This window comes from Pantoea sp. GD03673 (genome assembly GCF_029844725.1).
Lineage (GTDB): Bacteria > Pseudomonadota > Gammaproteobacteria > Enterobacterales > Enterobacteriaceae > Pantoea.
On record NZ_JAOCKJ010000001.1, the window covers coordinates 316,565 to 330,368 of the forward strand.

Consider the following 13,804-nt stretch of genomic DNA (forward strand, 5'->3'; position numbering starts at 1 on the left):
TTATCAATTTATCGAGTGAACGTTGCTTTTAAAGCAACGCTGTTCTGCCCTTTTATGAGGCATCCAGCCGGAGTGACCATGTTAAGCAGCGAGATTCGTTATTTCCTGGCGGTTGTTGAGTGCGGCTCGCTCAGCGCCGCCAGTGAGCAACTGTTTGTTGCGGTTTCAGCAATCAGTCGTCAGATTCAGCGGCTGGAAGCGCAGGTCGGTGTGCCGCTGTTTGAGCGCCATGCGCGCGGTATGGTGCTCAATGAGGCAGGTGAGATTTTTGCCCATCATGTGCGCAAGAGTCAGCTCGATATGGAATATGCGCTGGCCGAAATTAAGGGGTTAAAAGCGGTACGGCGTAGCCTGATCCGTATCGCCTGCACGGATGGAATGGCATTCAGTCTGTTGCCCGGCCTGCTGGCAGCGTTCCGGCTGGCGAACCCTGGCGCACTGTTTGCCATTAACGTGACGCACTCGCAGGGCGTGGCGGCGTGCGTCAGGGCGGGCGAATGCGATGTGGCACTTCAGTTCAGTCTGCAACCGGAGCGCAGCGTTGAGGTGCTTGGCTCATGGCCTGCGCCGGTGTTGCTGGCGATGCATCAGTCACATCCGCTGGCGTCGCGTGAGGTCACGCTGGCCGATCTTCATCGCTGGCCGCTGGCGCTGCCGGGCCATCACACCACCGTGCGACAGCTGTTTGATCTCGCCTGTCAGATGAATGACTGCGTGGTCGAGCCGGTGCTGACCTGCGACTATTTCGCTACCCTCTATCACTTTTTGCTGCACACGCCGCAGGCGGTAACGATTTGCAGCGCTTTTACCCTGCTGTTTGAGCGTGATACGCAAAATCTGGTGTTGCGTTCGATGGGCGTGGATCAACTGAGTCAGCGCACGCTGCAGCTTCAGACGGTGTCGGGCCGTCAGCGCAACGCCGCCCTGACGCTGTTCCTGCAGTTTTTGCAGCAGCGGCTGACGGAGATGGGTCAGCAGGTAAGGATGGGATAAGGGTGACCCTGGCGTGGGCATGGCGACTGGTATCTGAATCTGTGCCGGATAGCTGTCAGCTCGTGCTGGCGAAGGGAACACGACCCGGTCGGAAAGTCGTAAAGGCCGCCCTCCCTGGCATGCCCGGCCCACACCGTCCTGGCGTGGGACGCTTTCTTCTTCGGGTCATGTTCCCTTCGCGTTGAGTTTATTTATTGCGGCAGATCTCCGTTAAGTTGAACCACAGAAGCTCAACGCGTATGGGCTTCTATCCGTTACTGCTTAATATCCACCTGATAGAAAATGTGCTTGCCGAACGGATCGACCTCATAGCCACTGACTGATTTACGCACCGGTTCAAAGATGGTGGAGTGCGCAATCATCACGGCGGGCATCTGATCATGCATCATCTGCTGCGCCTGCAGGTAGAGCGCGGTGCGTTTGCCCTGCTCCGGTTCGGCACGCGCTTCGGTAATCAACTTTTCAAACGGCTTATAGCACCATTTCGAGGAGTTCGAGCCGCCCTGAGCAGAGGTGCAGCTGTAGAGAGGCCCAAAGAAGTTATCCGGATCGCCGGTCGCCGTGGTCCAGCCCATCAGCGCCGCCTGATGCTCGCCGCTGCGCACGCGTTTCAGGTATTCGCCCCACTCATAGCTGACGATACTGGCTTTAATGCCGACTTTGGCCCAGTCCGCCTGAATCATCTCCGCCATTCGACGCGCATTCGGGTTGTAAGGTCGCTGAACCGGCATTGCCCAGAGCGCAATTTCGGTGCCCGGTTTCACACCAGCCTGTTGCAGTAACGCTTTGGCCTGCACGGGATCGTAATCGTAATCCTTCAGATCTTTATCAGCACTCCAGACGCCCGGCGGCAGGATGTTTTTTGCAACCGTGCCGGTGCCTTTAAATATCGCCTCGATGATCGCCGGTTTGTTGATTGCCATTGCCAGCGCCTGCCGCACTTTAACGTTGTCGGTGGGCGCTTTGGTGGTGTTAAACGCCAGGAAGCCGGTGTTCAGACCCGCCTTCTGTTCCAGGGTGATATCCGGGTTAGCGCGCATCTTGTCGAGATCGGCGGGATTAGGGAATGGCATCACCTGACACTCATTCTTTTCCAGCTTGGCATAGCGCACGGAGGCATCCGGCGTAATGGTGAATATCAGCCGGTCGAGCTTCGCCTTGCCCTGCCAGTAGTCCGGGAACGCTTTGTAGAGGATGCGGGAATCTTTCTGGTACTGCACCAGCTCAAACGGGCCGGTTCCGATCGGGTTCATATCGACCTTTTCCGGCGTCCCCGCTTTCAGCATAGCGTCGGCATATTCTGCTGAGTGGATTGAGGCGAAATACCAGGCAAGGTCGGCAAGGAACGGCGCTTCAGGATGGGCGAGCGTAAAGCGCACGGTATGGTCATCCACCCGGTCGATACCTTTGATGAGCGTGGAAAGCTCCAGGCTTTCAAAGTTGGAGTAGGTGCCGCCAGACACATTGTGGTAAGGATTTTGCGGGTCCATCTGGCGCATAAAAGAGAAGATCACATCATCGGCGTTGAAATCGCGGGTGGGTTTGAACTGTTTGTTGCTTTGGAACTTCACGTTCCTGCGCAGATGAAAGGTGTAGACGGTGCCATCCGGGCTGATCTCCCAGCGTTCCGCCAGGCTGGGCACCAGGTCGGTAGTGCCCGGCGTGAAGTCCACCAGACGGTTAAACACCGGCACCGCACTGGCGTCAACACTGGTTCCCGAGGTGTAGAGCTGAGGGTTAAAATTCTCTGGCGATCCCTCAGAACAGTAGACCAGCGTTTTTGCGTTCACGCTGCCAGCCAGCGCTATCCCAGCAGTAACAAGCGCTAAGGTGGCTATCTTGATTTTCATTATCATCCTCGCTTTGTATTGACTTCCGGTGATCACAATATCTAAATGAATCATTCAGATGCTTCATTGATAGCACGATTCGGCACCATAACGAACCCCGCCCGTGGCTGACTAATAAGGAATAGTGATGACAGACAAACTTGAGTCGCAACTCACCGAACGTTTTTTCCGTTACCTCGCCGTCAGCAGTCAGAGCGATGCAAAATCCACTACTCTGCCCAGCACAACAAGCCAGCACGCCATGGCGGAACTGCTGGCGGACGAACTTCGTGGGCTGGGCCTGGATGACGTGGTCATTGATAAGCATGCCACGGTAACGGCGGTGAAACGCGGCAACCGTCCAGACGCGCCGCGCATCGGGTTTATTACGCACATCGATACCGTTGATGTGGGTTTATCGCCCGATATTCACCCGCAGATCCTCACCTGGCAGGGCGAAGATCTCTGTCTGAATCCGGAGCAGGATATCTGGCTGCGCCGCGATGAACATCCGGAAATCGCGCCCTATCTGGGCCAGCAGGTCATCTTCAGCGACGGCACCAGCGTGCTTGGCGCGGACAACAAAGCGGCGGTTACCGTGGTGATGACGCTGATGGCGAACCTTAAAGGTGACCACGGCGATATCGTGGTGGCCTTTGTACCGGACGAAGAGATTGGCCTGCGCGGTGCAAAAGCGCTGGATCTGGAAACGCGCTTCAACGTCAATTTTGCCTGGACCATCGACTGCTGCGAATTGGGCGAAGTGGTGTATGAAAACTTTAATGGTGCGGCGGCTGAAATTGAGTTTACCGGCGTACCGGCTCACCCGATGTCGGGCAAAGGCGTGCTGGTCAATCCGCTGCTGATGGCCCATGACTATATCAGCCTGTTTGATCGGCAGCAGACCCCGGAACATACCGAAGGCCGTGAGGGCTATATCTGGTTTAATGAGATTCAGGCTAACGCCAGCAAGGCAACGCTGAAGGTCTCAATCCGTGACTTTGACCTCGCCAGCTTCGCGGCCCGTAAGCAGCAGTTGCAACAGGCCGCGGAAGAGCTTGCAGCACGCTACCCGACCGGCAAGGTCAGCATCACCATCAGCGATATTTACAGCAACATCAGCAATGCACTGGGTGAAGATCGTCGGGCTATAGACCTGATCTTCAGCGCCTTCGCCGCGCTGGCGATCGAGCCGAAGGTCATTCCTATGCGTGGCGGCACGGACGGCGCGGCACTCTCAGCCAAAGGGCTGCTGACGCCGAACTTCTTTACCGGCGCGCATAACTTCCATTCCCGTTTTGAATTTCTGCCGGTTACGTCGTTTGTGAAGTCTTATCAGGTGGCGGAAAAACTGTGTTATCTGGCGGCGGGTTAAGCGGAGAAATCGGGCGCTGAACGCGCCCGATTAACGTTATGGCTTAGCACTCACATCAATACCCGGGAAATATTTTTCAGCCAGCTTTTTGATGGTGCCATCGCCCTGCACTTTGGCGATGGCACCATCCAGTGACTGCTTGAGCTGTACGTCATTTTTACGCAGTCCGTAGCCGATGCCTGAGCCCAGAATCGCATCATCTTCGACAGGTTTGCCGGCAAAGCCAAAGCCCTTGCCCTGTGGCTTATCAAGGAAGCCAGACTGCCCCGCAGCCGACATCACCAGAGTGCCATCAAGACGACCTGCGACCATGTCGTTATAGACCTGGTTCTGATCCTGATACGAAGTTACTGTCACGCCCTGCGTTTCCCAGTGCTTCTTCGCATAGGTTTCCTGAATCGATCCCTGCAGCACACCGATATTTTTACCTTTCAGACTTTCAGCGGTCGGTGCCAGGTTTTCACCGTTTTTCGCCACTAACATGGTCGGAATCCGGTAGATCGGCTGCGTAAACGCGATGCTTCTGGCGCGCGCTTCGGTAATGTTCATCGCCGAGTTAATGGCGTCGAATTTTTTTGCCTGCAGTGCCGGGATGAGCGCATCAAAGCTGCTCTCGACCCAATGGCAGCTAAAATTGCCTGCCTTACAGATGGCATTGCCCAGTTCAATATCAAAGCCTTCCAGCTCCCCTTTGGCATTGCGGCTCTCAAAAGGCGGATACTGTGACTCTACGCCGTAACGTAAATCCTGTGCCACGGCCTGTACCGTTGTCATCATGCCCAGAGCCAGAAAAAGCGCGTTCAGTTTTCTCATTATTCATTTACCCCGAAAAGTCCTGGTTACCTGTTCCCCGAACTGTCTCACGCGATGGCGCGATTCAGTGGGAAAAGGCACATAGCGCAGCCGCGCCAGCCTCTAGTGTCGCCTCGTCTTTTGCAAAAGAGAGACGAATCAGTTTGTTGTCTGTGCCATCCATATAAAACGCCGACAGCGGTATGGTTGCCACACCGTGATCAACGATAAGACGTTTTACCATTTCACTGTCAGGTTCGTCACTGAAATGTCCATAACTGGCGAGCATAAAGAACGAACCGGCACCCGGCAGCAGCCGGAACGGGGAGTTCTCCATCAGGGCGATCAGTCGATCGCGCTTCTGCTGATAGAAAGCGCCGAGCGACAGATAGTTCTCCGGGGTTTGCAGATAGTGCGCGAACCCTACCTGCATCGGCGTATCGGCGGCGTACATCATAAACTGATGCACTTTCACCAGCTCGGTCATCAGCTCTGCCGGTGCCAGACAGTAGCCTACCCGCCAGCCGGTAACGTGAAAGGTTTTACCAAATGAGGAGACGATGACGCTACGCGCCGCCAGTTCCGGATGCGTCGCCATCCCACAGTGCGGGCGATCATCGAACAGAATATGTTCATAAACCTCATCGGAGAGCACCACGATGCCGGTATTGCGGATCAGGGCTGCCAGCTTATTGAGATCGTCGGGGGTCAGCACCTGCGCGCTGGGGTTGTGCGGCGTATTGATAATGATCATCCGGGTGCGCGGCGTGATGGCGGCCCGCAGCTGATCCCAGTCGATAGCAAACGACGGCACCTGCAGCTTCAGGCCAATGGGCGTACCGCCCTGCAGTCGCACCACCGGCGCATAGCTGTCGAATGCCGGTTCAAAGAAGATCACCTCATCGCCCTGATGAACCAGCGCGGTAATCGCCATATAAAGCCCCTGACTGGCGCTGCCGGTAATCAGCACCTCGCTGGCGGCGTCATATTTCTGCCCATAAAGCGCCTCGGCTTTGCTGGCGAGGGCGTCGCGCAGGGCGGGCAGGCCCATCATGGCGGCATACTGATTATGCCCCGCCTGCATCGCACGACTGACTGACTCGATCAGCACTGGATCACAGGGGAAATTTGGCGCGCCCTGCGACAGGTTAATCGCCTGATGCTGCGCCGAAAGCTGGCCAATGACGCTAAAAATAGTGGTGCCGACGTCCGGCAATTTTGAGTGGATAGCGACAGGCGTTTTCAGGGACATATTTTCTCCGTCAGGTGCATAACCGGTCAGATGGGATAAGACATTATTCAACGGGCTGCGACTTGAGTCGGCAAGCGAAATGTCGTCATAATAGCCATGACAAAAACGCATAGCTGAGGTTCACCGTGTCACGCGCATCGCTGCCGCTCAATGCCATTCACGCCTTTCTGGTGACGGCCCGTTATCTCAATCTGACCCATGCTGCCCGCGAGCTGTGCCTGACGCAGGGTGCTGTCAGCCGTAAAATTGCTGCGCTGGAGCAGTGGCTGGGCGTGACGCTGTTTGACCGCCACGCGCGCGGCCTGCGGCTGACCCCGCAGGGTGCCGCCCTGCTGCCCGAACTCAGCCAGGGGTTTGCGCTGATGGTTCAGGCCAGCGAGAAGGTCCGTCGCAGTCAGCTCAGCCTTCGCCTGAAAGCGCCGACCTGTGCAATGCGCTGGCTGGTGCCAAGGCTGATGGCGCTGGAGCTTCACCGCCCTGAACTGCATGTCGCCCTGACGACCACCCTGGATCACGCGGTGCAGCTTGAGAATTTTGATGCGGCGATTGTCTATGGCAAACCGCATCCGGACGGGATCGCCCTCTTCAGCGAGTCGCTGACGCCCGTGATGGCGGCTGATCAGCCCTGCCCGGATACGCCGGCGGCGCTGGCCGCAATGACCTTTTTGCATCCCACGGCAGATACGCGTGACTGGCAGTGCTGGTTACAGGCGCAGCAGGTGACGCTCAGCATGAAGCGAAACCAGCATTTTTCCACCATGGATTTAGCGATAAGTGCAGCGATTCAGGGATTCGGGGTGGCGATTGCCGACAGCAATCTGGTGGAGAGTGATATCGCCAGCGGCAGGCTGATTAAGCCGTTCGCTGGCGAGGTCAAAACCGGAGCCGTTTACAGTTTACTGCAACGGCCCACGCAGGAGGCGTCACCGTTGCTGGCAGAACTGGTGACGTGGCTCTGCCGGGATCAGAACGTTACCCAGTCGCCATTATCAGCAGGTTTAGCCTGAGGCGTACTCAGCACGGGGGCTTTTGGCGCAGCAGGTTTATTGCTGACAGCAGGCGCGGTCTGGCGGTTGCCGGAGAGGCGGAACTTCGATACTGAGGCCTGCAGTGCTTCCGTCTGCAGTGCCAGCGCGCTCGCGGCGGCAGAGACCTCCTCAACCAGTGAGGCGTTCTGCTGCGTCACGCTGTCCATTTCGGTGACCGCAGTGCCCACCTGCGAAATGCCCTTGCTTTGCTCTTCCGACGCAGAGGCGATCTGTTTCATAATCGCATCCACATCCTGCACCGATTTCAGGATGTTATTCATCGTGCCACCGGTCGTGCTGACCAGCTCGGCACCTTTACCGACACGCTGTACCGAATCTTCAATCAGCGTCGCGATTTCTTTGGCGGCGTTGGCGCTACGCTGTGCCAGGTTACGCACTTCAGACGCCACGACCGCAAAACCACGGCCCTGTTCACCCGCACGTGCTGCTTCAACAGCAGCGTTCAATGCCAGAATGTTGGTCTGGAAGGCGATGCCGTTAATCACGTTGGTAATTTCAGCGATCTTCTTCGAGCTGCCGGAGATGCCATCCATGGTGCTGACCACTTCACTGACCAGCTGACCGCCACGTTGCGCCGTGGTGGTGGCCGTTTCTGCCAGCAGGCTGGCCTGACGGGCATTGTCGGCGTTGAATTTCACCGTGGCCGTCAACTGCTCCATGCTGGCCGCAGTCTGCTCCAGCGCAGCGGCCTGCTCTTCGGTACGTGAAGAGAGGTCATTGTTACCGGCAGAAATCTCTGCTGCACCCCGCGAGATGTTTTCGGTACCACTGCGAATAGCGCTGACCGCTTCACGCAGACTGTCCTGCATGGCGCTCAGCAGCGGCACCAGTTTACCGACACAGTTGCGGCCGAAATCGGAAACGGGCTGGCTGAGATCGCCCGTCGCGATCACCGCGAAGTGGGTTCGAATGCTTTCCAGCGGACGCACCAGCATCGCCACCAGATAGCGGTCGGTAAACAGCAGAATAAGCAGGCCGATAATCACCGTGATGGTAATAATCGTTTTGGTCATCGCGGTGAGATGGTCAACTTCAATACGCGTTGTATCCAGCTTTTCGGCTGCGCCCTGGTTAAATTTCTCTGCGCTGACGCCAAAAGCCCGGCTGAGAGGCGGTGTGACGTTATTTGCTTGCTGGCGATAGGCATCAGGTGACGCCTGACGGGCCAGTTGAAGTTGTGGCGTGACGCCTTCGTCCAGCAGCTTTTGCCAGCTCTGAATCACGCCATCCACCACGTCCGGGTTCATCGGACCGGGTGCCAGCTGTTTGAAACGCGCCAGTTGCTGAGTCATGCTGTCCAGCGCCTGCTGCACAGGGGCATAAGCCTCATCGGTCAGGGGTTTTCCTGCGGCTTTGCTTTCCATCACACGGGACAGCCGCGTGACAACACGAAAATATTGATCGTTACCTTTGCTCAGCACCGTCATTTGCTCAACCAGATGACGGTCAACATCGTTGCCTTCGCTGAGCGCGCCAAGAGAGTGGATGCTGTACAGCCCGACGCCACTCCACAGTAAACAAAACAGGCCCAGAATAGAGAGCATCACTGCGCGAATGGTAAAATTTTTGAGCATTCCCATACCAAAATCCTATACACGTTGACCCGTAAGCGTCGGGCATAGGAGATTTATCGGCATGGGATAGTGAAAATGTAACTGTTTTGTTACCTGATTTTTTACAGCGTCATTCTGGGTGCATTTCGCTAAAGCGCAATATTTTCAGTGAGTTAGTCTTCAGCTGCCAGAAAAATTCCATTCAGGCAATTTAATGGTTAGCAGATTAACTATCACTTGCGACTCAAAGCCTGACCATCCGCGTCATTAATAGCCGGAAGAGTCGCATGCGGGCGCGCATAAAGTTTCGCTTCAGAACCAGCCCGCTCTGACGCCCCTCACCTAGTGACATTGTCACGTCATTACCGGAGTGCCACGCTGGCCAGACGGGCTCGCCTTCAAGCTGATGCTTATATTCTGTGGCATCGCGGGCAAAGGTAAACCAGTAGTCGCTGACACGCGCGGCAAAGGTCCGATCGGCTTCACTGAAGGGCCGCGCTTCATCAGGGTCCGGCATCTGACTTAGGGTATTCAGAACATAAGGCACTTCGTTTCCGTGCCAGGTACCGTGGGGATAGAGATCGCGAGCATGCTCCGAAACATAATCGAACCAGTAGCGCCAGCCCGGCATGCCGGTATTGTGCTGCGCCCGCATGACCAGCCACGGCACCAGGCTGAAGGCCATATCACGCGCCACGGCACGACCCAGCAGCCTATCGTCATGGATGTCATACATCCATTTCAGCGTCCGGTAAGTGAGACGATTTTTAGCGCGCCACTGCTGCAACACTGCGGTGGCATCCACGCCAAAATATTCCAGTACGCTGGCCTCATCGCTGTTACTGCCCGCCATCAGCGGCAGACGGTGCTGTTTTGCTGCCATAAAGGTTTTCAGCATCGGTTCAGGCAGGACAGCATCACCGGCAATCGGAACTGGCGGGATCGCCAGCGCCCCTTCCAGCGGCCAGAAGGCATCGGCAGGCAGTGCCCGCAGATCTTCCGCGCTGGCATCAGGCGGCAACCCGAAATGGCGGGCCACGGCGACTCCCTGCTGACGCGCTTTTTTCAGCGGCGTATCCGGCAGGCTGTAGGCGCTTTGCACGATCCCTTTATGGAAGAGTCCTTCAGCCAGCGGCGAACAGCAGAGTGACAGTACACTGCGCGCGCCAGAGGATTCACCGAAAAGGGTCACATTGCGACGGTCTCCGCCAAATGCCGGAATGTTGCGCTGTACCCACTGCAGGGCGGCAATCTGATCGAGCAGGCCAAAATTGTTTACCGTGCTGGCAACAGGATACTCAGCATCCAGGGCGGGATGAGAAAAGAAACCGAGGTGACCCAGACGGTAGTTGAGCGTGACTACGACCGCGCCGCGTGAAGCCAGCGGCTTGCCGTTATAGGGTGCCAGCCCGCCAGCGCCTATGGTGAAGCCTCCTCCGTGCAGCCACACCATCACCGGCAGCGGTTTTGACGGTGCGACATCGGGTGTCCAGACGTTCAGGTAGAGGCAATCTTCACTGAACTCACCGGGATCGCCGCCACCCACGGCCTGGCAGTAAGTGCGATTCTGCCAGCCGGACGCCCCAAAAGCGGTGGCATCACGTACCTCCTGCCAGGGTGTGACCGGCTGCGGCGGACGCCAGCGCAGTGCGCCAACCGGAGCCGCCGCATAAGGTATGCCTTTGAATACGAAAAGGTCATCGTCCATGCATCCACGCAACTCCCCCTCGGCCGTCATGATCCTCAGACCTGTTTCGTTTTTCATTCCTGTTTCCCTGTTCAGACGTTCCTCCATTATTTGCAGGCCCACCACTATTGTCCAGGTACAGAGGGGATTTGCAGAATATGCCGAAGAGCCAGAGGCAGGCATGAATCTGCGCATCAACAGGTTCAGCGCGTCAGTTGTAGCCAGGGTTAAACATTGTTTATCTTTTTGCCCGCGATAAATGCCGTGCCAGTTCGCCGCTGAGCGTTATCCAGCCGCGAACCGGGGCCGTTCCGCGAGCGTGAAGCAGTCAGATTATTAACGAATTAAGATACTCACACCGCGAAACCTGCGCTGGCAGGTAAAGCGTCCTTTTTCTGTTCAGAGGTAAGACTATTCTTCCTTATTGCGCCGCTTCAGGACCATGAGCGCTGGCTAAACCGACACAATAAAAGGGTTGCGGGCAACAGAGGTGTTGCCCGGAGAGTGAATCAGGCCGTCCGTATTCCGCACTGCGCCAGCGAGCGCTGCTGTCGTTCTTCGTACAATGCCATCTCATCCAGGACTGCAGACCCCAGCGCCGCTTCAAATGCCTGCTGGCTCGCCTGTCCCGCCGAACGGACCTGCGCCCGATCGCCAAGGTTGGATTGAAAAATCCCCGCTGCGCTGACAGGCAGAAAATCTTCATAGACAATCGGGTCTGCCAGCACACGCCCCTCCCGGATCAGATCCTCCAGCGATTCATCCTGATCCGGCGGCGTCATGACGCCCTTTTCACTCAGGCGATAGTGGAACCAGGCCAGCCCCTGCAGACGCAGTGTGGTCTCATCGTCGGGGAAGTCCCGGAAAATGGCCGCCAGCTGTTGCTGGTGCTGCTGATTGTCCTGCCCGCTGCCCGCTTCACTGAGCAGCCGATCGTAGAGTGCGCGCCCTGCAGGCGTCAGCGCCGCGCCGCGCTGCTCAATTTCACCGAAGCGCGCCGTGTGGGTTCCCTGATGACCATCCTTAAAGATAATCGGCTCTTCAAGTGCTTTGAAGCTGGTCTGACGCAGCAGGATCGGCACCTGACGACGCGGTGGTCCCTCAATCAGGGTTTTCGGATCGATGCCCCGCGACGGCATCAGTTGCTGGACGCGGTCGATGTCGAGTGTGCGCGGGGTCAGGTGGTTGATATGGCAGCCGGGAAAGCAGACGACATCGGCGATCAGCCTGTGCTGCTGGTTCAGCGCCTGATAGGTCTGACTGTCCACGCTGCTGTGAGCATGCCAGCGGAAGGTTTCCAGTGCTTCGGTAACAAACTCGGTGGCCTGATCGTCGGTTAATCCGCCCTGCTGCTGATGCAGCTGCAACAGCGCCCGGCAACGGGCGGTGAAAATGTTGCGCGCAGCCAGAATCTCCATGGCTTTCTGACGCAGCGCGTCATCGTCGATCAGTTCAGGGCGTAACAGCGAGGTAAAGACCCGGAAGGGATTGCGCCGCAGCGCCGCATCGGTGACCGGCCGGAACGCCGTGGAGTGAACCGGCACACCCGCCTGAGAGAGATCGTAATAGCCCACCGGGTACATTCCCATCACCGCAAACAGCTGCCGCAGTGTGGCTAATTCCTCTGCCGTGCCTACGCGAATTGCGCCGTGACGTTCAAGGCTGAGTCGGCCAATTTCATCCGCAGCGGTGAGACGATCCTTCAGCGCGATATCGGCTTCCAGAGTGCGATCGTTTACGGTGGCGACCAACTGCATCAGCGTGCCATATTGCGGCACCTCCTGCTGATACATCGCTGACATTGCCTGAGAGAAACGGGTGCGGATGAGATCCGCACTGAGAAACTTGTCCATCTTATCCACCTGACACCATGAGCGTTGCTGCTAATGTAATGCAACGCGCTGGCCTCAGCGGAAAAAATCATGAATCTGTGATCGGCTTAAAGCCGTAGCGGTTTTTTAACAGCAGCATCAGGGTGGTGATCACAGCCGGTATCGCCAGCAGCAGAAAGATAAGGTTAAAGGACCAGCCGAGTGACAGCATTTCGGCCCCTGTAAAAGCGCTTAATATTGCGCCAATGCGTCCCACACCATGCATCCAGCTGGAGCCGGTGGCGCGTGCGTGGGTAGGATAATAGCTGGCGGATAAGGCATTCATGCCGGTATTGGCCCCGTTGAAACAGAAGCCGCTGCAAAAAGCGATGGCGCTCATCATGCCCACTTCCGCTGGCGAAAAGCCAAGTGCCACAATGAACAGCCCGCCACAGCCGTAAATCACCGCCAGCGCCAGGTTGGCGTTGAAGCGATCCATCATCCAGCCCGCAAACAGTGACCCCAGCGTTCCGCCTGCCTGATACATTGCGGTAATAATCGCTGCTTCGGTGACTGACATGCCCAGGGTGTTCACCAGTGACGGCAGCCAGCTGCCAATCAGGTAGACCAGGAACAGCCCCATGAAATAGCCGCCCCACAGCATCGTGCTGCCAAACAGATAGCGGCGTGACAGGACGGTGCCGATCGCGCTCCCTGCGGGCAGGATGGCCTCAGGGGCGTGAAACGCGCAATCGGGCGCGGTTTTGCCCGGCATCATCCGGTCGAGAATGGCGTGAATGCGTGCAGCCGGTGCACCGCGGCTGATGAGAAATCGCACCGACTCCGGCAGGCCACGGATCAGCAGGGGCAACACCAGCAGCGGCAGGATGCCCCCCAGCAGCAGTACCGAGTGCCAGTTGTAGCGCGGTAAAAGCCAGGACGCGGCAAACCCGCCGCTGGCGGCACCAAAGGTAAACCCGCAGAACACGATGGTGATGATGAAGGCCCGGCGGCGTTCAGGCGCATATTCCGCCACCAGCGTGCCGACGTTGGGCATGGCCGCTCCCAGTCCCAGACCGGTCAGGAAGCGGAACAGCATCATCTGCTCAATGTTCTGAGACAGCGCCGTTGCCAGCGTCCAGAGGCCAAAAAAGAAAACGCTCCAGATGATCATCATGCGACGACCATAGCGATCAGCCAGCGGCCCCGCGACCATAGCCCCCAGCGCCAGCCCGATTAGTGCTGCGCTGATGACAACCCCGAGCTGATGATTCGTTACGCCCCATGCGGCTTTAAGCGTGGGCGCGATAAATCCCATGATCGCAATATCCATGCCATCGAGTGCCACCACAATAAAGCAGAGCGCAATGAGCCGCTTTTGCCAGTGGCTCAGGCCCTGCTGATTAATAAGCTGGCGGACATCTACCGTCTCGACGCTGGTCAATGAACACTCCCTGGCAATT

At 57.2% G+C, this 13,804-nt stretch carries 10 protein-coding genes; 3 read left to right on the plus strand and 7 right to left on the minus strand.

The window, feature by feature from the left end:
* Nucleotides 1–78: 78 nt before the first annotated feature.
* Complete coding sequence (locus N5J69_RS01525) at nt 79–993, plus strand: LysR family transcriptional regulator (RefSeq protein WP_279767635.1); 915 nt, start codon at nt 79–81, stop codon at nt 991–993.
* Between the two features lie 254 nt (nt 994–1,247).
* On the opposite strand, the gene N5J69_RS01530 is transcribed toward N5J69_RS01525, so the two are convergent.
* Nucleotides 1,248–2,843, minus strand: coding sequence for an ABC transporter substrate-binding protein (locus tag N5J69_RS01530; RefSeq protein WP_279767636.1), 1,596 nt, complete (start codon nt 2,841–2,843; stop codon nt 1,248–1,250).
* 127 nt (nt 2,844–2,970) lie between these two features.
* Here N5J69_RS01530 and pepT point away from each other — a divergent pair, with 127 nt between their 5' ends.
* The gene (gene pepT, locus N5J69_RS01535; protein WP_279767637.1) at nt 2,971–4,197 is read left to right on the plus strand and encodes a peptidase T; all 1,227 of its coding nucleotides are present in this window, start codon (nt 2,971–2,973) and stop codon (nt 4,195–4,197) included.
* Nucleotides 4,198–4,233: 36 nt separating this feature from the next.
* Here pepT and N5J69_RS01540 read toward each other — a convergent pair whose 3' ends face one another.
* Nucleotides 4,234–5,010, minus strand: coding sequence for a transporter substrate-binding domain-containing protein (locus tag N5J69_RS01540; protein WP_279767638.1), 777 nt, complete (start codon nt 5,008–5,010; stop codon nt 4,234–4,236).
* 64 nt (nt 5,011–5,074) lie between these two features.
* Complete coding sequence (locus tag N5J69_RS01545) at nt 5,075–6,241, minus strand: methionine aminotransferase (protein WP_279767639.1); 1,167 nt, start codon at nt 6,239–6,241, stop codon at nt 5,075–5,077.
* Nucleotides 6,242–6,366: 125 nt separating this feature from the next.
* Between N5J69_RS01545 and N5J69_RS01550 the strand changes: the two genes are divergently transcribed.
* The gene (locus N5J69_RS01550; RefSeq protein WP_279767641.1) at nt 6,367–7,248 is read left to right on the plus strand and encodes a LysR substrate-binding domain-containing protein; all 882 of its coding nucleotides are present in this window, start codon (nt 6,367–6,369) and stop codon (nt 7,246–7,248) included.
* On the opposite strand, the gene N5J69_RS01555 is transcribed toward N5J69_RS01550, so the two are convergent.
* The 4 genes from N5J69_RS01555 to N5J69_RS01570 all read right to left on the minus strand — a co-directional run bounded on the left by N5J69_RS01555 (nt 7,206) and on the right by N5J69_RS01570 (nt 13,785).
* Nucleotides 7,206–8,870 (minus strand): methyl-accepting chemotaxis protein, encoded by a 1,665-nt coding sequence (locus N5J69_RS01555; protein WP_279767643.1) that lies wholly within the window; start codon nt 8,868–8,870, stop codon nt 7,206–7,208. The genes N5J69_RS01550 and N5J69_RS01555 overlap by 43 nt on opposite strands.
* Before the next feature lie 217 nt (nt 8,871–9,087).
* Nucleotides 9,088–10,608 (minus strand): carboxylesterase/lipase family protein, encoded by a 1,521-nt coding sequence (locus N5J69_RS01560; protein WP_279767645.1) that lies wholly within the window; start codon nt 10,606–10,608, stop codon nt 9,088–9,090.
* Nucleotides 10,609–11,039: 431 nt separating this feature from the next.
* Nucleotides 11,040–12,383 (minus strand): VOC family protein, encoded by a 1,344-nt coding sequence (locus N5J69_RS01565; protein ID WP_279767647.1) that lies wholly within the window; start codon nt 12,381–12,383, stop codon nt 11,040–11,042.
* 67 nt (nt 12,384–12,450) lie between these two features.
* The gene (locus tag N5J69_RS01570) at nt 12,451–13,785 is read right to left on the minus strand and encodes an aromatic acid/H+ symport family MFS transporter (protein ID WP_279767649.1); all 1,335 of its coding nucleotides are present in this window, start codon (nt 13,783–13,785) and stop codon (nt 12,451–12,453) included.
* Nucleotides 13,786–13,804: the final 19 nt, after the last annotated feature.

What these genes read in the sequence shown, in the direction of transcription:
- N5J69_RS01565 (WP_279767647.1), bottom strand. Translation starts at nt 12,383, where the DNA reads ATGGACAAGTTTCTCAGTGCGGATCTCATCCGCACCCGTTTCTCTCAG.
- N5J69_RS01555 (WP_279767643.1), bottom strand. Translation starts at nt 8,870, where the DNA reads ATGGGAATGCTCAAAAATTTTACCATTCGCGCAGTGATGCTCTCTATT.
- N5J69_RS01545 (WP_279767639.1), bottom strand. Translation starts at nt 6,241, where the DNA reads ATGTCCCTGAAAACGCCTGTCGCTATCCACTCAAAATTGCCGGACGTC.
- N5J69_RS01530 (WP_279767636.1), bottom strand. Translation starts at nt 2,843, where the DNA reads ATGAAAATCAAGATAGCCACCTTAGCGCTTGTTACTGCTGGGATAGCG.
- N5J69_RS01540 (WP_279767638.1), bottom strand. Translation starts at nt 5,010, where the DNA reads ATGAGAAAACTGAACGCGCTTTTTCTGGCTCTGGGCATGATGACAACG.
- pepT (WP_279767637.1), top strand. Translation starts at nt 2,971, where the DNA reads ATGACAGACAAACTTGAGTCGCAACTCACCGAACGTTTTTTCCGTTAC.
- N5J69_RS01525 (WP_279767635.1), top strand. Translation starts at nt 79, where the DNA reads ATGTTAAGCAGCGAGATTCGTTATTTCCTGGCGGTTGTTGAGTGCGGC.
- N5J69_RS01560 (WP_279767645.1), bottom strand. Translation starts at nt 10,608, where the DNA reads ATGAAAAACGAAACAGGTCTGAGGATCATGACGGCCGAGGGGGAGTTG.